We start from the raw sequence: 24065 nt of genomic DNA, 5'->3' as shown, positions 1-24065 counted from the left end.
GAATCAATTTCATAAAGCCTAGTTCACGATTGTTAGACGACCCCCATTTCGCTTTTAGTGTTTTTAAAAAATTAATTACGCGGCTTGACTAGTCTGCTTGCTAGAAAGGGACTTGGCTATACGATCACACGCGAGCTTCGCCGCGTTATAAATCAAATGCGTCAAATCAAATTGTACTTTTGCTCGTTTTCCTGTGCGATAGCGAATATTGTTTAATTGGAAGAATTCTTTTAGATACGCAATGACTCGCTCGACTGAACTTCGTTGCTTGTAAAGGGTTTTCCATGCTTTCGAACCGCGAGCTGGGGATGTATACCGTCTCAAATCGGTGGTGATTTTGACTTTATACACCTTTTGACAGAGGGTATCTTGCGCTAACGGACAGCCTTTGCATTCTTTCGGTCGTGTGTATTTTAACGTCTCGTATCTCGCGTCGTAACTGTCGTACCGATACGAATGCTCTCGAACACACGTAGGGGCAAAATGGTGATCGAATCCTTCTATATTCGGTTCATTTCGCTTGTTGTAAGCAATGACAGCCCCAGTCTTCATTCGATAGAGTTGTTCGTAAATCGCAGGGGCATCATACCCTGCATCGAGTGTGCTAAAGGCGATTTTTAATTCAAAAAGACGCTCTTGCAGTCCTTTTAATAAAGGGATGGCTGCTTTTCCATCGTTCAGGTTTCCCGAGGAAAAGAGCGACTGAAGGATATACTGGCTTTTGGCTCCAACCGCGAAGTGGCCTTTGTAGCCAAACCAAAAAATGTTTTTTCCTTCACTGTTTTTCTTGATGCCCCACTTAGGATCAAGGGGGACAGCGGATCGCAACTCGACTAAAGACGCGTCAAGTTGGGCTTCAATCTTTTTCTCGAAAATCGGACGAACGGCTTCTTGTTCCGCTTGTTCTTGAAGCCATTTTTCTTTCTCTTCTTTTGATTTGCGGCCGCGCTTTTTTGGCTCAGACCTAGGCTTTTCTTTTTTCGCTGGGGCTTGGTCTCTCGCTTCAATGTGAGTCGCATCAATGGCGATCGTGTCATCGGTGATAAATCCTTCTGCTATCGCTTGATGGATGAGCTGTTCTTAAACCTGTTCAAGAACAGGTGATTCTGCTATTTTAGAGAGCATTCTTGAATAAGATGCTTCAGATGGAATCGCATCAGAAAGAAGGAATCCACAATCCAATCGGAACATAAAATCGTGTTTCAGACGTTTAATCAAATCCTTTATTGTCGGAATTCGCTCAAGAATTCGAGCGACGAGTGAGTAGATCATGGCGGAATAGGTGAGCTGAACAGGCGCACCGTATAGGGCTTTTTTTGACACGACCGCAAGAATCGGGTTGATATCAATTGCTGAAAAAACCGCATCAAAACGATGGGTAGGCTCTAACTCATATAAATCATGCAGGTCAAACAGGCTTTCTTGTCGTATAATAGGCATAGGGAGTCTTCCTCCAGTCTGTAGTTTTGTTTCGTCACTTAACTCATTCGACTTTTGGGGAGGTACTCCTTTTTTCGTGCCTTGAAAACCTTGCGAGACTAAGGGTTCAAATTATGAAATTGACTCAGTTATCAGTTTTACATTATTTTGTTGAATAGGAGCGGTATAGCCCTATAATCGAAGTAATCAGTTGGTATTTGCTTACTTCCATATAGTTTTATACAACTTGAGGTGGCAAACAGTTTTTTAAAAGAAGGAAACAACTTCGGACTTGTTCCGTAAAGGGTGAAAATCAGCCTTTACGGGACAAGTCCTTTTATTATTTGAATATATAATTCTTCACCTGAAAAAGTTAAATCGCTTTTTTCTCTTCTACGGCCTCTACTTGTTCTGCCTGAGATTGTGGAAACGGTCGTTTACCCCCTTTCGCTAAGAACATAAGATAGAGCATGCCGAGTGCGATCCAGATGAATCCACCAATTAACGTCGTGAAGTCTAATAAGAATAGGAGCCAAGTAATAAAGGCGGCGCCAACCAGCGGTGACAGTAAGTAAGTTACAATCCCTTTAATGGAGCGGTTGCGCTGCTCGTTGTTCTTAACGTACATGGTGATGACACATAGGTTGACAAAGAAGAAAGTTGTGAGCGCCCCAAAATTGACAAAGCGAAGGGCGGCATCAACAGAGATAAAAATCGCTGATAGTGTAATGACGGATGAAAAAATAATATTTAACACTGGTGTTTTATATTTAGGATGAACATAGCCGAAGAATTTTTTCGGTAGCATTGAGTCGCGCCCCATGACGTACAGAAGCCTTGAAACAGCTGTGACGGAAGCCAATCCCTGCGTGAAAATGGCGGCAATTAAGACGGTAATGAATATGGAGCCTAGCAGGCTGCCGCCTACGATATTAACTAATTCTAAAGCAGCTGAATCTGGGTTTTGAAATGTAAAATTCGGGACAATTAATTGAATAAAATAAGATGTACAGACATGGAGAATACCGACGATCCCAATCATAATAAAGATGGCACGCGGGATCGTTTTCTTCGGATTGATTGTTTCTTCTGACAAAGTCGTCATCGTATCAAATCCCAAGAAAGAGAAGATGACGATGGAGGCGCCTGCTAAAACAACAGAGAGCGACATGTCGCTATTGATAAATGGCTCCATTGATACAAGTGTTCCTTCACCTGTACCGTTAATCAAACCTTTAATCATAAAGCCGCAGAAAACGACAATAAAGATAATTTGCAATAAAACGAAGAAGCTGCTAATGTTCGCTGAAGAATTGACTCCTACAATGCTAATAAGAGCGAGGAGTAGTGTTAATCCGATAATCCATGCATATGGTGGTACTTGCGGGAATTGGGCATTCAGAAAAATTCCAAACGTAATGCAAGCAATAATCGGTGCAAAAAGGTAGTTAAATAGTAAAATCCAGCCTGCGATAAAACCGAGCTTCGGGTTCATTGTTTTTTTGACAAACGTATAAGCTGATCCTGAAATCGGTATTTTTTTCGCCATAACAGCATAACTCGCCCCTGTAAAGAGTACAGCTAGGACAGCTAGTGTGTATGCGGGAGTTAAAAAACCGCTTGAACCTTCATACGCTACACCAAAAACAGAAAAATAAATCATCGGGGTATTCCATGCAAGACCAAGCATGACAACTTGAAACAAGGTTAACGTTCTTTTTAAATCTGTTTCTTTCCGCACGCTTTAACCAGCTCCTTTTGATAATAACTACGACTACTTCTTTAAAATTTTTCTAAGATAATGATTTTGTTTCGCCAATTTTTGAAATGATTATGGAGTTAATTCTTGTATGAAATTCGTAATGAATTCAACTTATGTGTGATATAACCTGACACGCTTTTTTAATAGAAGAGGGGAAAGGCATAGTCTCCATGCGTTACACGCTTAAATCAGTCAAGTGCAAAAATCGTATCGGCTTTGCACATGGCTTCTAGGAAAATCCGCTGCTTGTTTTTTTGGAGAAAACTGTGTAACATTTTCTAACAAACTCCTTGTTGCCGGATTCATTGTGTTTTATACTTCGAATTAAGTTAATCGAATAAAGGTTCTCGCAAAGCGTTGAGGACGAAAAAGCTATCTAGGGTTCCGTTGATGAATGAATCATCAAGCCTGGTCCGAGAGAGAGCGGTACAGATAATCTGTATTACACGGAAGGATAAAAGCCTGGGAGACTTCTCCCAGGCTTTTATCCTTTTTTATTATCATTTCAAACAGGGAGGAAATAGAAATGAACTGGACTAAAACGATTCCTGCAGGAGGAAAATGGTCGGGTGTGATTAGTAAAGGGAAGCAAGTGCGATTTACCGCACTTGAGGAAGGCGCAAATCTTTCTCTGTTGCTCTATAATCCGAACGATACAAGCGAGCGCTACAATATGCCGGATACTCTAAAAGCGCAGCATACCTCTCATTTAACAACAGGGCATGTTCTTATGAGTGACAACGGTCGGGTGATGGCGAGTATTGTCGATGACACACTTGGCTGGCATGATTCCATCTCTGGTTACACAACGAGAGAATTGACAGATGATAAATACGGAAAAACAACATATCAAAAGTTACGTAATGAATGGTACCGCAGCGGGCAGGAAAATTTTTTAGTAGAGCTTGTGCGAAATGGGTTAGGAAAGAGAGATTTCGTTCCGAATGTAAATCTATTTTCTAAAGTGTTCTGTGATGAGGCAGGAGATATGAATTATGTTCTTGGCCATTGTCCAAAAGGAGCAACGGTTACATTGAGAACGGAGATGGATCTGCTTGTTCTCCTATCAAACACGCCAAACCCGCTAGATCCTAGAACGACGTATCCGTCTGTTCCAGTCACGATTGAAGTGGTGGAAGCTGATGAAGTCACAGAAGATGATGTTTGTTTGAATTTCCGCCCTGAAAACCGTCGTGCTTTTGAAAATACTTGGGAATACGAAACATTAATGAAATAAGGAGGAGATCACATGGCTGTTTTTAATCGAGTTGAAAGCGAGCGCAAAGTGGAAGAAGCGATTTATAGTGAGGTTATTCAAGCAGGAGATGGCTGGATGCGTGAAATAGAGCCGGGGCAAGTACTTCGAATTGAGGACTTAGAGGGAAATCAAGCAGCGGACACGTTATTTTTTGATGCTGAGAATCCAGATGATCATTATAGTGCTGTGGCGACGATTGTCGGGCAAAAAAATATTTATTTATCAACAGGGTCGATCCTTAGAGCAGAATCGGGGAAACGATTAATGACGATTGTCGCTGATACATGTGGCCGCCATGATACATTAGGCGGGGCGTGTTCAGCCCAAAGTAATACTGTTCGTTACGCACATGACACGCTGCCTATGCACAATTGCCGCGATACGTTCATGCTGCAAATGGCAAAATACGACGGCAATTATACGAAGCGGGATTTAGCACCGAACATTAACTTTTTTATGAATGTCCCTGTTACACCAGAGGGAGGTCTCACATTCGAAGATGGAGTATCGGGTCCAAATCGTTACGTTGAAATGAAAGCAGAATGCCGTACGACAGCGTTAATTAGTAATTGTCCACAGTTAAATAACCCTTGTAATGCTTACAATCCGACACCGATACGAGTACTAATCTGGGAAAAATAACATTTTCTGAGAGGGAGGTTTTCTTGGAATCTTCTCCCTATAGATAAAAAGAGTGGAGGTTTTTAGATGTTTAAGAAAGTTTTAATCGCAAACCGCGGCGCTATTGCGGTTCGAATAGAGCGAACATTAAAAAAATTAGGGGTGAAATCGGTTGCTGTCTATACAGAAGCTGACCAGGACAGCCTCCATGTCGAGCATGCTGATGAAGCCGTGCTAATCGGAGAAGGCCCGGCAAAAGATAGTTATTTAAATGCTGAGCTTATTTTGGAAACAGCCGTAAAAACGGGGGCTGAAGCGATTCATCCAGGCTACGGCTTCTTAAGTGAGAATGCTGATTTCGCTCGTGCCTGTATGGAAAAGGGCATTGCCTTTATCGGACCAACTGGGGAGCAAATGGAGATGTTCGGGTTGAAGCACTCGGCTCGTGAAATTGCAATGAGAGCGGGCGTCCCGTTGCTGCCAGGTACGAATTTATTGACAGCATTAGATGAAGCGCTCCGGGAAGCCCAAAAAATTGGCTACCCTGTTATTTTAAAAAGCACTGCGGGCGGCGGCGGAATAGGTATGCGTGTTTGTGAAGACGAGAAGGCATTAAGACAAGCGTACGAAGGGGTTCGTCATCTTGCTGAAACAAACTTTAATAATGGCGGACTCTTTTTAGAAAAATATATTGCAAAAGCGCGTCATGTGGAAGTACAAATCTTCGGAACGGCTTTAGGGGAAGTCGTCACATTGGGAGAGCGTGACTGCTCGATTCAGCGCCGAAACCAAAAGGTAATTGAGGAAAGTCCAGCTCCTAATCTATCCGCTTCCGTGCGAGAAAAAATGTTTGCCGCGTCAAAGAGCTTGGCTGAAGAGGTGGGTTACCGTAGTGCGGGTACGGTCGAATTTTTATATGACCCTGAAACGGAGGAGTTCTACTTCCTAGAAGTGAATACGAGACTTCAAGTTGAGCATGGTGTTACAGAAGAAGTGTTAGGCGTTGACTTAGTGGAATGGATGGTGAAAGAAGCGGCAAATGAATTGAAGGATTTACCGTCACTTGTGCAGCAGCCAGCAGGACATAGTATTCAAGCGCGTATTTATGCAGAAGATTGCCTACAAAACTTCCGGCCAAGTGCTGGGCAAGTAGATCAAGTTGTACTATCGAAGAAAGCTCGTGTTGAAACATGGCTACGTGACGGTGTCACGGTGACTTCGCTTTATGATCCGATGCTGGCGAAAATAATCGTTCACGGTAATAATCGCGAAGATGCGATAAACAAGCTTCACCAAGCGTTAGAAGAAACACGGTTTTACGGGGTCACGACGAACCTGCAATATTTGCAAGCGTTATTACTAAACGAAGAGTGTCGAGCAGGTCGCGTCTATACCCGAATGTTAAATGACTTTGAGCCAGCAGAACACGCAATTGAAGTCTTGGATGGCGGTGTGCAAACGACAGTACAAGATTTCCCTGGAAGAACTGGTTACTGGGATGTTGGAGTTCCGCCATGCGGCCCAATGGATCCACTTTCATTCCGAGTGGGGAATAAACTACTTGGCAACGATGACACGGCACCAGGACTTGAGCTGACATTACGCGGTGGTTCGTACAAATTTAGAAATGATATTTGGTTTTGCCTGACAGGGGCTGACATGGACGCCCATTTAGATGGAAAAAATGTTCCACTGTATCAGCCGATTTTAGCGAAAAAAGGTCAAGTGCTTGAATTCGGAGAAGCGAAAATAGGGATGCGCAGCTACTTATTGGTTGCCGGCGGTTTTGATATGCCGCTTACTCTCGGAAGTGCCGCAACGTTTACATTGGGCGGTTTTGGCGGTCATGGTGGTCGTGCTCTACGTCCTGGCGATGTGTTAAACGTTAACGGTGGAGTGGAGCCAGTTGAAATAAATGAGCTTGATCTTCCTTCACGACCAAGAATGACGAATACGTGGACGATCGGTGTGATTCCTGGTCCGCATTGTACGGAGGAGTTTTTAGAACCGGAATACTTAACGCAATTAACGGAAACAAGCTTTGACGTACATTTTAACAGCTCTCGGACGGGTGTCCGTTTAATTGGACCTGCGCCTAAGTGGACGCGCGAAGATGGCGGAGATGCGGGTTTGCACCCATCGAACATCCATGATAATGCGTATGCTGTTGGAACGCTTGATTTAACAGGAGATATGCCGATTTTACTAGGCCCGGATGGCCCGAGCTTAGGGGGCTTCGTTTGTCCCGTCACAACGGCATCGGCTGAATTCTGGAAGCTTGGACAGCTGCATCCAGGTGATACAATCCGTTTTAAACTGTTAACTCTTGATGATGCGAACGAACTCAGGCAGGAGCAGGAAAAGCAATTAATGGCGATTGGCGAAGGAAAAAGAACGAATGTCCGTGTCGAGAGTGTGCTGCCAGAGAAAAGAGAGATTGATTCCAATTATCCGATTTTGGCACAGGAGGAAAACAGACGATTCCCGATGACGATTCGCTGCTCAGGCGATGAATATCTACTTGTTGAATACGGAGACATGGAGCTTGATTTATTGCTTCGTTTTCAAGCTCATGTCTTAATGGATGCGATTAAAGATTGCGGTGACATTCCGTACATTGAACTAACACCGGGGATTCGCTCGTTACAAGTTCATATTGACCGAACGAAAACAACCGTACAAGAAGCCGCAGTGAAAATAATGGAGCTCGACAGCCAGCTGCCGCCGCTTGAGGAAATTGAAGTGCCATCTCGTATCGTTAAGCTTCCGTTATCTTGGGATGATCCAGCGACACAGCTTGCAACGGATCGCTATCAAAAAAATGTCCGTCCAGATGCACCGTGGTGCCCAAGTAACTTGGAATTTATCCGCCGCATTAACGGTTTGAACAATTTAGATGAAGTAAAAGATGTCGTATTCAATGCAAACTATTTAGTTATGGGCTTAGGTGATGTGTATTTAGGAGCTCCAGTGGCGACTCCAATCGATCCGCGCCACCGTCTTGTCACAACAAAATACAATCCGGCACGTACTTGGACTCCGGAAAATGCCGTTGGAATCGGTGGCGCGTATATGTGTGTCTACGGAATGGAAGGCCCTGGCGGATATCAGTTTGTCGGTCGGACGATTCAAATGTGGAATAAGCTTCATTCAACAAAGAACTTTGAAGAAGGTAAGCCATGGCTGCTTCGTTTCTTTGATCAAATTCAGTTCTACCCAGTAAGTGCCGATGAGCTGCTTAAGCTCCGTGAAGATTTCCCGCGTGGCCGCTTTGAAGTAGATATTACCGAAACGACTTTTAAACTGGGGGATTATTTAGCCTTTTTAGCGTCAATTGAGGAAGAAATCACTGTGTTCCGTAAGAAGCAGCAGGATGCGTTTAGAGCTGAGCGCGAAAGCTGGAAGAAACAAGGTCTTGCGGAGTACATCTCAGAGCAGGATACAATTGTTGAAAAGGAAGAAGAAGAGCTTCCTCAGGGAGTTGTCGGTGTTCGTTGCTCCATGCCGGGAAGTGTTTGGAAAGTGCTAATTGAGCCTGGTCAATTCGTTAAAAAGGGCGAAACGGTGTTAATCGAAGAAAGCATGAAAATGGAATTTCCTCAGCAGGCAACATGTGACGGCTATATCGACAACATTTACGTCAAACCAGGTGATGAAGTGCATGCAGGTCAACTCATTGTTGGCATTCGACAAGAAAAGGAAGAGGCGGTGTCGGTATCATGAACATTCCGTATCAATTAACGGCTGAATGGTTAAGAGAACAATATTATAGGAAGAAACTGACTCCAAAAGAAGTTGTTCTCGAAATTATTGAACGAGCGAAAGCAGACGCAGACATGAATATTTGGATTACTCCACCTTCCCTTGAGCTGATCCATCCTTACTTAGAAAGACTGAACTCTCTTGATATCGAGAGTTCACCTCTCTGGGGAATTCCATTTGCCATTAAAGACAATATTGATTTAGCTGGGGTTCCAACAACAGCAGGCTGCCCGGAATATGCGTATCAGCCGAACGAGGATGCGGCGGTTGTGGCGCGGTTGATTGCTGCAGGTGCGATTCCAGTTGGAAAAGCAAACCTCGATCAATTTGCAACAGGATTAGTCGGGACACGCAGCCCGTTTGGTGAAACTCATAATTCGCTTCGTCCAGAATTAATTAGTGGCGGTTCAAGCTCAGGATCAGCGGTTTCAGTCGCTCGTGGTCAAGCCGTATTTGGATTAGGAACCGATACAGCAGGATCTGGCCGAATTCCAGCATTGTTGAATAATCTAGTTGGATATAAACCGAGTCTTGGAGCTTGGTCAACAAAAGGTGTAGTTCCGGCTTGTGCGAGTTTGGATTGTGTAACGGTTTTCTCCCATCGTATTGAGGATGCTATTTTAGTCGACAGTGTGGCACGTGGATTTGAGGAGGAGGATCCGTGGTCACGGGAATTACCAGTGCCCAATGCATCGCTCCCTAAACGGTTTGTATTACCGAAGCAGGCACCGGAGTTTTATGGACCTTTTGCTAATAAGTATCAGAATGCCTGGGAACGTACTGTTGCTCAAATTGAATGCTTAGGTGTGGACGTAGATTATGTCGACACTACGTTCCTTTCAGATGCAGCTGAGCTTTTATATGGCGGACCGATGGTAGCAGAACGCTGGGCGTCACTCGGGGAGTTTGTCGAAGGGCATCCAGGCGCGACTTTCCCCGTGACAGAAGAGGTGCTTCGTTCTGGTTCTGCAAGCCAGTATGATGCAGCAGCTGTTTTCCGGGCGCAACATCAGCTTCAAGCCTATAAACGTCAGGCGCAGAAGCTTCTCGAAAATAGCGTTTTCGTTCTTCCGACAGCAGGGGGAACGTGGACGCGCGACCAAGTACGTGAAAATCCAATTGGAACCAACAGTGAGATGGGACGCTATACGAATCATTGTAATTTGCTAGATATGTGCGCTGTTGCGATTCCGGCAGGAGAGGCTGATGTGCATCTACCGTTTGGCATCACGATATTTGGCTTAGCAGAGGGGGAAGGTTTGATTCGCGGAGCGGCTAATTTATTCTTGCAATCAAGCACTCAATCCGAAGAAGAGAAGACTTTGATTGCTGTTTGCGGATTACACATGAGAGGGTTACCGTTAGAAAAGCAAATGCAGGAGTGCCGTGCTCGTTTTATGCGTGAAGACATGTCAGCCCCGGTATATCAACTCGTTAAATTGCCATCCGAGCCGGCAAAGCCTGGAATGATAAAAAAGAATGATGGCAGCGGTGGATCAATTGAGCTAGAAATTTGGGAAATGCCGCTTTCCGAATTTGGGAAATTTACAAAGATGATTCCAGCGCCGCTTGGTATTGGCAAAGTCGAGCTTGCTGATGGCAGTGAGGTTCCGGGCTTTGTCTGTGAGGCATATGCAGCAGACGGAGCAGAAGATATAACAGCGTTAGGGGGCTGGCGCAAGTTACTGCAACTAAATGAATCCTGTTAGCGGGGCATTTTGTTAAAGAACGCGGAAGAAAAAGCAATGATGAGACACCCCCGTGCGTAGCACGAGGCCGCTCACCAGCTTAGACGGAAAGCGGAGTATCTTTCAGGAGCGATGTAGGAACACTCGCTTTTTGTATCAAGGCCGCCTACCATCATCACATTGGGATGAATATTTGGTCAGGAAAGGGTCTGCCTGAACCGACAACAAATGTATTAGGATTAAAGTATTTTACCCTTCATTTTACTGACGAAGAGTAGAGAAGGGCAAAAGAGAATGTTAAACATTACGGGTACGCTTACAGGGAGGACAATCAAGACATGACGATTGAAGATCCTTCCGGAAATACGATTAAAATAGTAGTAAAAAACTGATAGAGACAATTTCAGTCTTTTCAGGAGACGCGAACAAAGATTGACGTGAACGTATAAAACTTCACAGGAGTATGTGTGGGGAAAAATTGAAAATAGCTACCTGCCAAGAGAGGAGAAGATGCTCCTCTCTTGGCTTTTTAATCTGGGAAGAATCATGAGGGAGGAAGCTGGAGAACAATGTGGCTACGATTGATGTCAACACATGAAGGTCTTCGTGCCTTCCCGTAGTTCGGATGATCCTCTATTCTATTTATTCAGTTCATTCTGTATGGTGGACAACTCACTTTTCCACAACATCCTTTAACTAAGCTTTAACCGAATAAGGCGGTCGCTGATGATAGAATATTCTGTAGGTTCCAGTCGGAAGCCATTTTTGAACAGGGAATGTTGAACATAATGTGGTGAACAGTGAGCTAGTCATACAAGGGAAAGGAGAATGAGGATTGGTGAATAAAAGGAACAGGACATTGACTTCATGGCTCGTCATTATTGTTTTATTATTGGCTCCATTATCACCTGTTTTGCAGGTGAACGCGGACGAATCAGCTGACTTGTCGTGGGAGCGAGATAACGGAAACACGATAAATTCCCACGATAACAGTACAGACACCGAGCTGGTGATTCCTTCAGAGCTGGCTTATCAAATGTCAGGAGAACATGATGGCGATCACGGCTATACAATCATGGACATGGACAGCGATTTTGAATACGCTGACAATGGAGACGGTACAGCGACGATCACGGGCTGGAACGGCTCTTCGTCGACCACGCTGGAGATTCCAAGTGAAATCGGTGGATTGAAGGTGACGCAGATTGGGGAGCGGGCTTTCTATGGTAATCAGCTTACTGAATTAATCCTTCCGGATGGTGTGATCTCGATCGGGGACCGGGCTTTCCAGGATAATCGGCTTACAGCGGTGACCTTGCCTGAGACGCTGACGACCATCGGGAATTATGCTTTCACAGGGGATACTTCGTGGTTTAGATCAAGGAACCCTATTACACAAGTGACCATTCCAGATAGTGTGACTTCGATTGGCAATTGGGCATTTGCCCAGAACCGCCTGCAAAACGTTGTCATTGGCGAAAATGTCACGACGATTGGCGATCGGGCTTTTGAGGAAAACCAGCTGGGGACATTAATGATCCCGGATCGTGTGACACCGATAGGACAAGATGCTTTTAAAAACAACAGACTAACCGAGATCACCTATGGGAACGGCTTGGCCACGATTGGGCAAAATGCTTTTTCCGGGAATCGCCTGGAATCTGTGGTCATTCCGGATGGTGTGACGACCATCGGCAGCTATGCTTTTGAGTATAACCGGTTGAAGGAAGTGGTCATTCCGGACAGCGTGACAAGAATTAACGCAGCTGCTTTTATGAATAACGCACTGGAGTCTGTCGTTATTCCTGACAGTGTGACGGCGATCGGGGATAGTGCTTTTTACAATAATAACCTTACTGAAGTTGAACTGCCTAATCGCCTGACCATTATTAATAACTATACTTTTAGCAAAAACATGCTGACGAAAGTAGTCATTCCTGAAAGTGTAGAGCAGATTTGGCCTAACGCTTTTGAAGATAATAACCTTACTGATGTCGTGATTCACAATCCAGAGATTGAGTTTTGGTCAAATGTTTTTGCGAACAACCCTTCTGAACTTACGTTAATCGGTAATACAGGATCGACGACGGAAGAATACGCTGACACACAAGGGTTTGCTTTTGTCGCATTTGAATCTGAACCGGACGTAACAATCCTTTACGATGGTGAGAGAGTACCCGAACCAATTGAGTTCGCACTTGGCACGGAAATTTCCTTAACGGTGGAATATGAACATAGCCATTTTGATATCACGAGCGTTGAATGGTTCGTTGATGATGCTTCTGCAGGGTCCGCTGATACGCTGCTGCTCGACACGAGCAGCGAAGGAGAACTTCACGTGGAGGTGACCGTTAAAACGGAATATGGAGGTATGGCAAGCGACAACGTTACGGTTTCTGTTGCTGGTTATCAGGAAATCGTAGCGGTTTCCAATCTAGATGATATTCACGTTACTACTGGGGTTGAACGTTCGCGCATAGGTCTGCCGTCCCAGGCGGAGGTTGCCTTGAAAAAAGGAGATACGGTGGAATTGAACGTTCCATTGGACGTTGTATGGGACGACGGGGAACCGGAATATGACCACTGGACAATGGGGACATATACGTTCACAGGAGAGCTCCAGCTGCCCGAGGATGTTCGGAATCCAGAGGACTTGAAAGCAACGGTTGACGTCCATGTGGAACGTGCTGCTCCCAACATTGATTTCGAAATAAACGGAAGCGAGGATTGGTCTCCATCCGCATCCACGACTGTGACTGTGACCGCGAGTGACCACGAGTTGGACGATTTCAGTCTACGTTATGTGTGGACGCAGGATACGGAAACGCCTCCTCCTGTGGCTATTAGGTAGAGGAACTTTCCTCTGACTATATTGCAGGAGGTAATTCGTATGGACGAATTAGTAAAAATCAATTATGAAAATCAACGACCAACCGTACTCGGTCGTGATTTACATGAAACCTTGGAAGTAAAAACACCTTATGATAAATGGTTTCCAAGAATGTGTGAGTACGGATTTGAGGAAGGGGCGGACTTTTCGACATTTCTGTCGGAAAGTACAGGTGGAAGACCAGCTGTAGATCATCAAATAACATTAGATATGGCAAAAGAGCTATGCATGATACAGCGTACTCGAAAAGGAAAAGAGTGCCGCCAATACTTTCTTGAAATAGAAAGAAGATGGAATTCCCCAGAAGCAATCATGGCAAGGGCACTTCAAATTGCCAATCAACAGCTAACTCAAGTAAGAAAACAAAATAAAGTGCTTGAAGGTACGGTTGCTGTTCAGAATCAGCAAATTGCAGAAATGAAACCGAAAGTGTCCTATTACGATGTGGTTTTAAATTGCAAAGACCTCATTTCCACATCAGCAATTGCCAAAGATTACGGTAAATCAGCTATTTGGATGAACCGCTATCTCAATAAAAAGGGCGTCCAGTTTAAACAAGGCGGCATTTGGCTTTTATATCAGAAGCATGCGGAAAAAGAATACACCAGTACAAAGACACATAGCTACCTAGGTAGGAACGGAGAACAGCATACAAAGGTCCATACATACTGGACTCAAAAAGGCAGACTCTTCATTTACGAACTGATGAAGGCGGACGGTATTTTGCCGCAGATAGAAATGGAGGGTGTGTAATGGGAATCAACAAATTTAACCATGAAGGATACCATGACCCAACTCCCCATGAAGCACTAACCAACATAATGAGAAAGGAAAAGGCAGAGAAAAAATCTGCCTTTAAGCCGCTTGTATATATCTGTTCTCCCTATTCCGGTGATGTAGAAGGAAACGTTGAAAAGGCTCGTAGCTTTTGCAGGTTTGCCTTGGAAAGTAATTGTATACCAATTGCTCCCCACCTTATGTTTCCGCAGTTTATGGATGATGAAAATCCTGAGGAACGGGAACTTGCCATTTTTATGGACATCGTGCTCATGGGTAAATGCTCCGAGGTTTGGGTGCTAGGCAATACCATTTCAAGCGGTATGGCAAGGGAGATTGAAGTAGCCAAGAAACGTAGACAAACGGTCAGGTATTTTAGTCCGGAGCATGAGGAGGTCGAAAGCTTATGAAAATCGCTGTGGGCAACAGCCGGATGGACAAGAAATGGAAAAACAAAGATATCTCTTGGGAGGATTTTTGCTCCCGTGTAAAGACAACCCAACGCACTACGGAAACGGTAGAAGAATACCGGAAACTTAAAAAGGGCCAGCAAGATGATATCAAAGATGTGGGCGGCTTTGTCGGAGGACATTTAAAAGAAGGAAGGCGAAAGAAGGGCAATGTTCTCTGCCGTTCTTTGCTTACCCTTGATATGGATTATGGTAGACCAGATATCTGGGAGCAAATCAGTATGCTTTTCGATTTCAAATGCTGTGTATACTCCACCCATAAGCACACACCGGAAAATCCAAGACTCAGACTTATCGTTCCACTTGCTCGTGAGATCAGCGAAGAAGAATATGCAGCTGTTGGACGTATGGTGGCAAAAGAAATCGGTATTGACCTTTTCGATGATACGACTTATGAAGCCCATCGCATAATGTATTGGCCATCCACTTCCTCTAATGGTGAATTTGTCTATGAAGAGCAGGATGGAGAATTGCTTGACCCTGATGTTTATCTTTCAAAATATGAAAACTGGCGGGATACATCAACTTGGCCGGTATCAAGCAGGCAGTCTGAAGTTATAAATCGCAGTCTTAAAGAACAAGCAGATCCTCTTTTAAAGGAAGGTGTGGTAGGAACATTCTGTCGTGCCTATCCCGTTCGTGAAGCAATAGAGAAATTCTTAGGTGCAATTTATGCACCATCTGCTATGGAAGGTCGCTATGACTATATTCCAGCCGACAGTAGTGCGGGTGTGATTATCTATGATGATAAATTCGCATACAGCCACCATGCTACTGATCCTGCAAGTGGCCTGCTGTTAAATGCTTTTGATCTCGTTCGTATTCATAAATTCGGTACTTTAGATGATAGAGCTTCCACTACTATAGCTCCTAGTAAGATGCCGTCTTTTGTGGCAATGTGCGAGTTTGCTATAAAAGATGAAGTGGTAAAATCTGAGTTTGCTAAGGAAAGACAAGCCCAAGCTGAAGAGGAGTTTAGTGATGAGGATTGGCAGACAGGTTTGGAATTGGATAAGCAAGGTCGGATAAAAGACACATTAGACAACATCGTCCTGATTATTAGGCATGATAAGGATTTACAGCATATCGCTTTCAACTGCCACCGTGATGGTATTGATGCCAAAGGTGGTCTGCCTTGGGAACAGATCAAGGCGGGTTGGAATGATTCAGACAATGCACTGCTGAAGGTGTACTTAAGCGGCAAATACGGGGTCTATTCTCCTACCAAGACCAAGGATGCTGTGTTAGCGGTAGCGGCTGAACGAGCCTACCACCCTGTTAAGGAGTACCTAGATTCCCTACCAAAATGGGATGGTATTAGCCGAGTAGAAAATCTACTAATTGATTATTTCGGTGCAACAGATAATTCTTACACAAAAGCAATTATTCGCAAAACGATGGTTGCAGCGGTAGCCCGTATTTATAGACCAGGCACAAAGTTTGATAGTGTTTTGATCTTAAACGGTCCTCAAGGCATCGGTAAATCAACCTTCTTTGCTAAGCTTGCTGGAGATTGGTTTTCAGACAGTTTGACTATTACAGACATGAAAGATAAATCAGGTGCTGAAAAACTTCAAGGATATTGGTTGTTGGAACTAGGTGAACTTGCGGGAATGCGTAAGACGGATGTGGAGATTGTGAAGTCCTTTATTTCGAGGGCGGACGATAAGTACCGGGCAAGTTATGGGGTCAACGTCGAAAGCCATCCCCGTCAATGCGTGATTGTAGGTTCTACCAATGCGGAAAGCGGTTTTCTTCGTGATATTACGGGCAACCGCAGATTTTGGCCAGTCCGCATTAGTGGTAACAGTAGAAAGAAAGCTTGGCAGATGACTAAAGAAGAAGTACAGCAGATTTGGGCAGAGGCTCTAGTTCTTTATGAGAAGGGCGAAAAACTCTACCTTGAAGGTGATGATGTAACCATGGCAACCAGTGAACAGGCAGATGCTATGGAAACAGATGAACGAGAAGGACTAGTTCGCACTTACTTGGATACGCTCTTACCGGATGATTGGGACACGATGTCTTTGTACGAGCGTAGAAACTTCCTCGGTGGTAGCGAGTTTGGCGGTGGCACCCGTGTTGGAACAGTAAAAAGGACCCTTGTCTGCAATATGGAGATTTGGTGCGAATGTTTTGGAAAAGATGCATCATCCATGAGACCTTCTGATTCTTATGCCATCGGTGCCATTATGAGAAAGATTAGTGAGTGGAACAAGTACACTGGGAACAAGAATGGAACAAGTAACTTTCCTATCTATGGAAAGCAACGAGCTTATTCCCGAGTTGAGGAACAAAGCTAAGTTGTCCCTTACTTTGTTCCCATACTAGTTCTTTCCCTAAAGTAAGTAATGACAAGGAAAATCAACGGTTTGGAACAAGAGGAACAAGAAGTATCCTAATTTATTTATAAATAGTAAAAAGAAGTAATAGTAGCTTGTGCATACACGCATACACGCGCGTATAGGAAAATTGGGTCAAAGTTGTTTTCTTGTTCCGAGCCTTTTTATATGGGAGGTATTTATGCTTGAAAAATATATAGAAAAGAAACTGGTGGCTGAGGTAAAAAAGATGGGAGGCATTGCAGCGAAGTTTGTTAGCCCAGGTTTAGATGGAATGCCAGACCGCCTAGTGCTTTTACCACATGGGAAGATGGCTTTTATAGAATTAAAGGCTCCCGGAAAGAAACCTCGCCTGTTACAGATTAGAAGAATAAAGCAATTACAGAAGCTAGGTTTTACCTGTTATGTCATTGATGACGTTAAGCAGATTGGAGGGATACTGGGTGAAATACAATCCTCATAGATATCAGACCTATGCAACGAACTTCATTCTAGAGCATCCCATAGCAGCGGTGTTTTTAGAGATGGGTCTTGGCAAAAGCGTAATCACTTTAACTGCTATATTTGATTTATGTCTTGATAGTTTTGAAATTGGAAAGGTTCTGGTCATTGCCCCTCTAAGGGTAGCAAGGGATACTTGGCCAGCTGAGATAAATAAGTGGGAGCATTTAAAAGGACTGGAGTTTTCGGTAGCCATCGGTACAGAACAGGAACGATTGTCGGCTCTTAAGAAGCCTGCAAGTGTCTATCTAATAAACAGAGAAAATGTAGACTGGCTAGTAAACAAAAGTGGCATCCCTTTTAATTGAGCATTTTGCATATTTTTTGACCCAAGAGCCATAAGGATTTCAAAGACATAAAAAAGGACTTCACCCCTAAAATGTAGAATTTTTGAAGTGACGAAACCACAAAAATTCAAAAGGAGGAAGTCACTTTGTATATTCTACAAGAAAGCCTATTTTCCTTTGAAGAACTGCAAAAATTAGAGTCAAAAGAGAAATTACCTATCTTTTTTAGCTCGCTTGATTTACGCCCTTATGCTAAACAGTTGAGAAGTTCTTCACCCCGAGGGGCTGACGGTCATTCCAGAGAAGGGATTCTAAGGGCTCTCATCGCTGCCCCACTCGAAGGCATCGACACCTTTACCGCCCTTCATCATCGATTGGATAAAGACCTTCGTTTCCGTTATCAATGCGGTTTATCGATTGATCGCCCCGCACCGTCTATCTCCACTCTCAGCCGGGTTTTTGCGGCACTTACCAAAAAAAAGCTGGCTGAAAAGATCTTCCTTGACTTGGTACAGTTAGCTCAGGAGGAAGGAATAATTGACGGCAGCCACCAGGCCATCGACAGTGCCGCCATTGATGCCTATGAAAAGAAACAGCCCAAAAAGCGTAGTGAACAAACGGGTAATGCCAATTGGGGCGCAAAATATGATTCCTTCGGCAATAAAATTACCTGGTTTGGCTATAAGATGCATCTTTCAGTCGATACCGCAAGCGAACTGCCAATGGCCATAAAAGTAACCCCTGCCCATGTGAACGATGGAGAAGTCGCACCAGAATTAATAGAGCAAGTGGCAGAGCGTACCAAATCCAAAATTGAATTTCTGATCATGGATGGCGGATATGACCAACTAAAAAACTATGAATCAGCCAAAAACATTGGAGCGCAAGCCATTATCCCGCTCAATTTGCGCAACGAAAAAGAGCCTCCTGAAGGGATTTCTTCCAATGGAACTCCGCGTTGTTCCATGGGTTATGAAATGACTTATTGGGGAGCTGATAAGGACCAGCTCAAGTTCAGATGTCCTCACGCAACCGGCAAAGTGGATTGCCCATTAGGAATGGCAGCCTGTTCATCTTCCAACTATGGAATGGTGGTAAAAGTCGACATCAAAAAGGATGTGCGCCGATATTCCAATCCGCACCGTGATACAAAACGTTGGAAAGAGCTTTACAACGAGAGGACAAGTGTAGAACGCTGTAATTCAAGAATGAAAAGCTACCTTACGGCGAACTCCCTACATGTATGGGGAATTGAAAAAGTAAAGACCCATATTTACCTGAACGCTATTGTATTACTTGTTTCAGCGCTAGCGATGGCAAAGGAAAATAAAGGGAAGAAAGCCGCTTAAAAAAATTCAATGTGAAAAATTCTGTAGGTATGCCCGAAAACAAGATTATTGTAATATTTTGTAAAATAACATGCTGGTAGCTATTTGTCGAGTGCTTTATTTTTTATACTTTTATCCCAAAAATCTAATTTTGCAAAATGCTCAATTATGACATGGTGGTAATCGATGAATTGTCATCCTTTAAGTCCTATGGGGCAAAAAGATTTAAAAGTTTACTAAAAGTCAGACCCAGAGCAAAACGAATTGTAGGTCTTACGGGTACACCATCCAGTAATGGGTTAATGGATTTGTGGGCAGAGTTTCGTATTCTCGACATGGGTAAAAGACTCGGCAGGTACATAACTCACTACCGCAATTCCTTCTTTACACCAGATAAACGCAATCAGCAGATCGTGTTCTCATATAAACCATTGCCAGGTGCTGAAGATGCCATATACCGACTCATTTCGGATATCACCATTTCCATGAAATCAGTGGATTTTCTGAAAATGCCAGAATGTGTGATAAATGAAGTACCCGTGTATCTAAATGACAAAGAACAATCAGCATATGAGCACTTTCGTAAGGAGATGGTTCTTCAACTTGCGGATAAGGAGATTGATGCCATGAATGCTGCAGTCCTTTCAGGAAAACTTCTGCAAATGGCAAATGGTGCTATCTATGATGATGATAAAAAGCCCCATATTATTCATGACCGCAAGCTAGATGCTCTTGAGGATTTAATTGAAGGTGCAAACGGCAAACCCGTGCTTATTGCCTATTGGTATAATCACGATTTAGAGCGAATTAAGGCGAGATTCAATGTAAGGGAGATTAAAACTTCCAAAGATATTAAGGATTGGAACAACAGTGATATATTGGTGGGAGTTATTCATCCTGCATCAGCAGGACACGGTCTCAATTTACAAAGTGGTGGCTCAACACTTATCTGGTTTGGACTTACTTGGAGTCTTGAACTCTATCAGCAAACCAATGCGAGACTTTGGAGACAAGGTCAAAAGGATACAGTAGTAATTCACCACATTGTCGCTAAAGAAACAATTGACGAACGAGTGATGAAAGCATTAAGAGATAAAGATAATACCCAATCTGCACTGATAGAAGCAGTCAAGGCAACAATTAAGGAGGTCTGATACGATGAACATTGTCTGGCAATATTTAGATAAAAAAGCAGCGACTATCAATGTCTTAAAGGATTATAGCAGTATGAAATATATTATAGAACATACAGATGAGGACATTGCTACTCTCAACGAAAAGATGACTTCCCCAGCTTCATCAGTTCTAAATGGAATGCCATCTACCCATGATCCAAAAACTGGAGAGAAAAGGCTAATAGCGACTATAAACGAAATTGATGTATTAAAAGAACGCTATCGACAGGCATTAGAATACATGGAATGGTTTCAACCAGCATGGGATGAACTAACGGAGGAAGAAAGGTACGTGCTAACGGAGTTCTATTTAAATGAGGAACAGAAACAGATCGATGCAGTTTATAACATCTGTGAACATTTTAACATCGAGAGGTCGTCAGCCTACAATAAGAAAAATCGTGCACTTCATCACCTTGCACTTCTGTTGTATGGGAAATGATGAGTAATATTGTGGACGAATTTCTTAAAGAAAGGTTATATAGTGGTATTGTGGAAAACTGTAAAAAGCCTTTGTGGAAAACCACGAGGGCTATTTCTTTGTTTTGGTGAGGTGATTTAATGCCTAAGAAACCCCAAAAACCGTGTGGGCATCTTGGGTGTCCTTCTCTTACTGATAATAGATATTGTAAAGAACATGGAAGGATTTATGAAAAAGAAAGAGGTAGTGCTGTTGAGCGTGGTTATGACAGCAGGTGGCGAAAGGCTAGAGTGAGGTTCTTAAAGGTTCATCCACTGTGTGTTAAGTGTAAAGAAGAAGATAAACTAGTCAAAGCTACGGTAGTAGATCATATAGTTCCACATCGAGGAGATAAAAAACTATTTTGGGATGAGAGTAACTGGCAGGCACTTTGTAAGAAGTGTCATGACAGGAAGACAAGGAATAAGGATCAGTACCAAGAGTACACATATTAGAAAAGATTGTAGGGGAGGGGGGGATCAAATCTCTACAACCCTTCATGGCTGGGACCGCCGCCCCCCAACGCGTGAAAAATCGCAAAATTACAGGGCGGGGGTCAATGGGGGCTAAAGGCAATCTAAAGTATTGGTATAGCTGAAAATAAGCAAAATCAAACACCTACAAAAACTTGTTGAAAACACAAGGTTTGAAGGTGTTTTTTTATTATCTAAGTTTGGAGGTGAAACCGTGAAAAGAACGGAAGAAATGAAAATTATCGAAATAGACAAGCTCATCCCCTATCAAAATAATGCTAGAACCCACAATAAGGAGCAACTACTAAAACTAAGAAGCAGTCTCAGGGAATTTGGGTTTGTCAATCCAGTTCTGATAGACAAAGACTACAATATCATAGCAGGTCATGGTAGAGTTGCGGCTGCAAAAGCAGAAGGAATAAAAGATGTTCCATGCGTGATGGTAGAGCATCTAACGGAAGCTCAGAAAAAGGCTTATATTTTGGCTGATAATAGACTAGCTATGGATGCTGGGTGGGACAATGAACTACTTGCTATTGAACTTGAATCCTTAAAAGGTCTTAACTTTGATTTGAATCTAACAGGATTTGAAGCTGCAGAAATTGATGAGCTATTTTCTAATATTCACGATAAGGATGTAGCTGATGATGAGTTTGATGTAGATGCGGCATTGGAATTAGAACCTATATCAAAGTTAGGTGATATATGGCTTTTGGGAAGGCATCGTCTTATTTGTGGTGACAGTACTTTAGCTGAAACCTATGAAAGGCTCATGGAGGGCAAAAAAGCAAATCTCTGCGTAACAGATCCACCATACAATGTGAATTACACAGCGGGTAAAGAAAATGAACGAGTTATTAAAAACGACAACATGGATGACCAAAGTTTTTATGAATTCCTTTTAGCATCTTTCAAGAATATTTATAACCATCTTGACGATGGTGGAGCAGCTTATATTTTTCACGCTGATACGGAAGGACTTAACTTTAGAAAAGCATTCAAGGATGCTGGATTTAAACTTTCAGGTGTATGTCAGTGGGTCAAGCAGTCTCTGGTGCTGGGTAGATCCGATTATCAGTGGCAGCATGAGCCAGTGCTTTATGGGTGGAAACCCACAGGAAAACACAGATGGTATGGAGATAGAAAGCAGACTACTGTTTGGAATTTCGATAGACCCACAAAATCGGAACTTCACCCAACAATGAAGCCAGTACCACTTGTAGCATATCCCATACAGAACAGTTCAATGTCAAACTGTATTGTGCTTGAGCCTTTCGGAGGTAGTGGATCTACTTTAATTGCTTGCGAGCAAACAGGTAGAATCTGTTATGCTATCGAACTTGATGGGAAATACGTTGATGTAATAACCAAAAGATACATTGATTATATAGGAAAAGACGATGATGTGTTTCTAATAAGAGATGGTGAGAAAATCAAATATAGTGATCTGATAAAAGAGCAGTAGCTAATACATTTGGCTAATTGCTCTTTTTCCTTTCAAGGGGGTGGAACGTTGAACTTTATTGATTTTTGTTCAGGTATCGGTGGATTTAGACTAGGGCTTGAACTTGCAGGATATAAGTGCATAGGTTTTTGTGAGAAAGACAAATTTGCAGTAAGAAGCTATAGAGCAATGTTTAATACAGAAGGAGAGTGGTATGCGGATGACGTTACAAAACTTAAATCAGATGAAGTCCCCTATGCAGACATCTGGTGTTTTGGATTCCCGTGCCAAGACATCTCAGTCGCAGGAAAACAGCGAGGAATTAGTGGAGAGAGAAGTGGAATCTATTTCAGCATTATTGACCTCGTCAAAGGCAAAGAAGAAAAAGATAAACCCACATACCTACTTATTGAGAACGTTAAGAATCTGTTATCAATTAATGGAGGATTTGATTTTGCCGAAGTTCTCGCTGAGTTGGAACAAGCAGGGTATGATGCAATGTGGCAGGTGCTCAACTCTAAAGACTTTGGAGTTCCCCAAAACCGAGAACGAGTGTTCATTATCGCAAATCTTAGAAGCAGAGGTAGACGAGAAATACTACCTATCGGAGGAGAAAACGCAGCAACTCTTAAGCAAATTATAGGTGGAATGCAAGGGTATAGGGTGTACGATGCAAATGGAATTTCAGCAACTCTTGTTGGCAGTGCTGGAGGGGCTGGAGCGAAAACTGGACTTTACAAAATCGGGAATATCAATCCAAGTGGTCGAGGTTCCAGTGGCAATGTTTATGGCACTGAAGGAATTTCTCCCACTATAACAGCTAATGGAGGAGGAACAGGTGCTAAGACAGGCCTTTATTTTATAGATCAATCCAATACCAAAACACAGATTACTGAAACTTCAAGATGTATTACTTCAAGGTATACTGGAGGTATTGTTAATAGAACTGCTATGAACAGTGCCGTATTGGAAGCTAGGGCGGTAATCACTCCTGAAAGAGAAGATAAAAGGCAGAATGGCAGAAGAATGAAAGAATCTGAAGAGCCTATGTTTACACTAACATCTCAAGACCGACATGGGGTTGCCATAAAAGAAGCTACCAAAAAAGGTTATGCTGAGGCCGAGATTGGTGACAGCATAAATATTTCAGTTCCAAATTCGAAAACAAGAAGAGGTAGAGTGGGAAAGGGCATTTCGAATACTATAGACACAGGATGTCAAATGGCTACCTTGGATAAAAACTATCGCATCAGGAGACTTACACCAAAAGAGTGCTTTAGACGGTAGTGTCAAAACTTCTATGAAAACCTTATTTGGATCTAACACTACTACCATTTATTAGGTGGAAAGGCCGCGCTATCGCTCTTGACAAACACGCCAATGGTTTATTCAGAGGTCAATCAAGGGC

The 24065-nt window shown here is 43.2% G+C and carries 16 protein-coding genes, 2 pseudogenes and 1 riboswitch; of the genes and pseudogenes, 16 read left to right on the top strand and 2 right to left on the bottom strand.

The annotated features are described in order from the left end of the window. Positions 1-75: 75 nt before the first annotated feature. Positions 76-1440, bottom strand: a pseudogene (locus tag E2L07_RS15450) (IS1182 family transposase). 352 nt (positions 1441-1792) lie between these two features. Then, complete coding sequence (locus tag E2L07_RS15445; protein WP_243854967.1) at positions 1793-3160, bottom strand: APC family permease; 1368 nt, start codon at positions 3158-3160, stop codon at positions 1793-1795. 386 nt (positions 3161-3546) lie between these two features. After that, positions 3547-3652: riboswitch (guanidine-I (ykkC/yxkD leader) on the top strand. 55 nt (positions 3653-3707) lie between these two features. Between E2L07_RS15445 and E2L07_RS15440 the strand changes: the two genes are divergently transcribed. The 16 genes and pseudogenes from E2L07_RS15440 to E2L07_RS15365 all read left to right on the top strand — a co-directional run bounded on the left by E2L07_RS15440 (position 3708) and on the right by E2L07_RS15365 (position 23944). Beyond that, positions 3708-4418, top strand: a complete 711-nt coding sequence (locus E2L07_RS15440; RefSeq protein ID WP_134230007.1) for an urea amidolyase associated protein UAAP1 — start codon at positions 3708-3710, stop codon at positions 4416-4418. A gap of 12 nt (positions 4419-4430) precedes the next feature. Further along, positions 4431-5081 carry an urea amidolyase associated protein UAAP2 gene (locus E2L07_RS15435; protein WP_134230006.1) on the top strand — a complete coding sequence of 217 codons (651 nt, stop codon included), beginning with the start codon at positions 4431-4433 and terminating at the stop codon, positions 5079-5081. 66 nt (positions 5082-5147) lie between these two features. Beyond that, positions 5148-8783: an urea carboxylase gene (gene uca, locus E2L07_RS15430; RefSeq protein ID WP_134230005.1), complete on the top strand. Its 3636-nt coding sequence runs from the start codon at positions 5148-5150 to the stop codon at positions 8781-8783. Next, on the top strand, positions 8780-10531 hold the full coding sequence (gene atzF, locus E2L07_RS15425; RefSeq protein ID WP_134230004.1) for an allophanate hydrolase: 1752 nt from the start codon (positions 8780-8782) through the stop codon (positions 10529-10531). The genes uca and atzF overlap by 4 nt, the downstream gene beginning before the upstream one ends. An 817-nt stretch (positions 10532-11348) precedes the next feature. Then, positions 11349-13361: a leucine-rich repeat domain-containing protein gene (locus tag E2L07_RS15420; protein ID WP_134230003.1), complete on the top strand. Its 2013-nt coding sequence runs from the start codon at positions 11349-11351 to the stop codon at positions 13359-13361. A 39-nt stretch (positions 13362-13400) separates the two neighbouring features. Then, complete coding sequence (locus E2L07_RS15415; protein WP_134230002.1) at positions 13401-14153, top strand: phage antirepressor KilAC domain-containing protein; 753 nt, start codon at positions 13401-13403, stop codon at positions 14151-14153. Beyond that, positions 14153-14587 carry a DUF7768 domain-containing protein gene (locus E2L07_RS15410; protein WP_134230001.1) on the top strand — a complete coding sequence of 145 codons (435 nt, stop codon included), beginning with the start codon at positions 14153-14155 and terminating at the stop codon, positions 14585-14587. The genes E2L07_RS15415 and E2L07_RS15410 overlap by 1 nt, the downstream gene beginning before the upstream one ends. Continuing rightward, positions 14584-16950, top strand: coding sequence for a virulence-associated E family protein (locus E2L07_RS15405; protein ID WP_134230000.1), 2367 nt, complete (start codon positions 14584-14586; stop codon positions 16948-16950). Before E2L07_RS15410 ends, E2L07_RS15405 begins: the two co-directional genes overlap by 4 nt. 220 nt (positions 16951-17170) lie before the next feature. Next, positions 17171-17452: a VRR-NUC domain-containing protein gene (locus E2L07_RS15400; RefSeq protein WP_134229999.1), complete on the top strand. Its 282-nt coding sequence runs from the start codon at positions 17171-17173 to the stop codon at positions 17450-17452. Next, entirely contained in the window at positions 17433-17798 is a 366-nt protein-coding gene (locus tag E2L07_RS15395) for an SNF2-related protein (RefSeq protein WP_243854966.1), read from the top strand. Before E2L07_RS15400 ends, E2L07_RS15395 begins: the two co-directional genes overlap by 20 nt. A gap of 125 nt (positions 17799-17923) precedes the next feature. Then, complete coding sequence (locus E2L07_RS15390) at positions 17924-19126, top strand: transposase (protein ID WP_063210481.1); 1203 nt, start codon at positions 17924-17926, stop codon at positions 19124-19126. Positions 19127-19269: 143 nt separating this feature from the next. Continuing rightward, a pseudogene (locus E2L07_RS15385) lies at positions 19270-20259 on the top strand (SNF2-related protein); the annotation flags it as partial. A 4-nt stretch (positions 20260-20263) separates the two neighbouring features. Continuing rightward, positions 20264-20722, top strand: a complete 459-nt coding sequence (locus E2L07_RS15380; protein WP_134229998.1) for a hypothetical protein — start codon at positions 20264-20266, stop codon at positions 20720-20722. 119 nt (positions 20723-20841) lie between these two features. Continuing rightward, complete coding sequence (locus E2L07_RS15375; RefSeq protein WP_134229997.1) at positions 20842-21195, top strand: HNH endonuclease; 354 nt, start codon at positions 20842-20844, stop codon at positions 21193-21195. A 250-nt stretch (positions 21196-21445) separates the two neighbouring features. Next, the gene (locus tag E2L07_RS15370; protein ID WP_208402069.1) at positions 21446-22678 is read left to right on the top strand and encodes a site-specific DNA-methyltransferase; all 1233 of its coding nucleotides are present in this window, start codon (positions 21446-21448) and stop codon (positions 22676-22678) included. A gap of 48 nt (positions 22679-22726) precedes the next feature. Continuing rightward, the gene (locus tag E2L07_RS15365) at positions 22727-23944 is read left to right on the top strand and encodes a DNA cytosine methyltransferase (protein ID WP_208402066.1); all 1218 of its coding nucleotides are present in this window, start codon (positions 22727-22729) and stop codon (positions 23942-23944) included. Positions 23945-24065: the final 121 nt, after the last annotated feature.

The sequence above is a fragment of the Halalkalibacterium halodurans genome, assembly GCF_004376175.1.
In the GTDB taxonomy this organism is placed as follows: Bacteria; Bacillota; Bacilli; order Bacillales; family Bacillaceae_D; genus Halalkalibacterium; species Halalkalibacterium halodurans.
The sequence above is the reverse complement of the archived record's forward strand: the minus strand, read 5'-3'. Positions and strand labels throughout refer to the sequence as shown.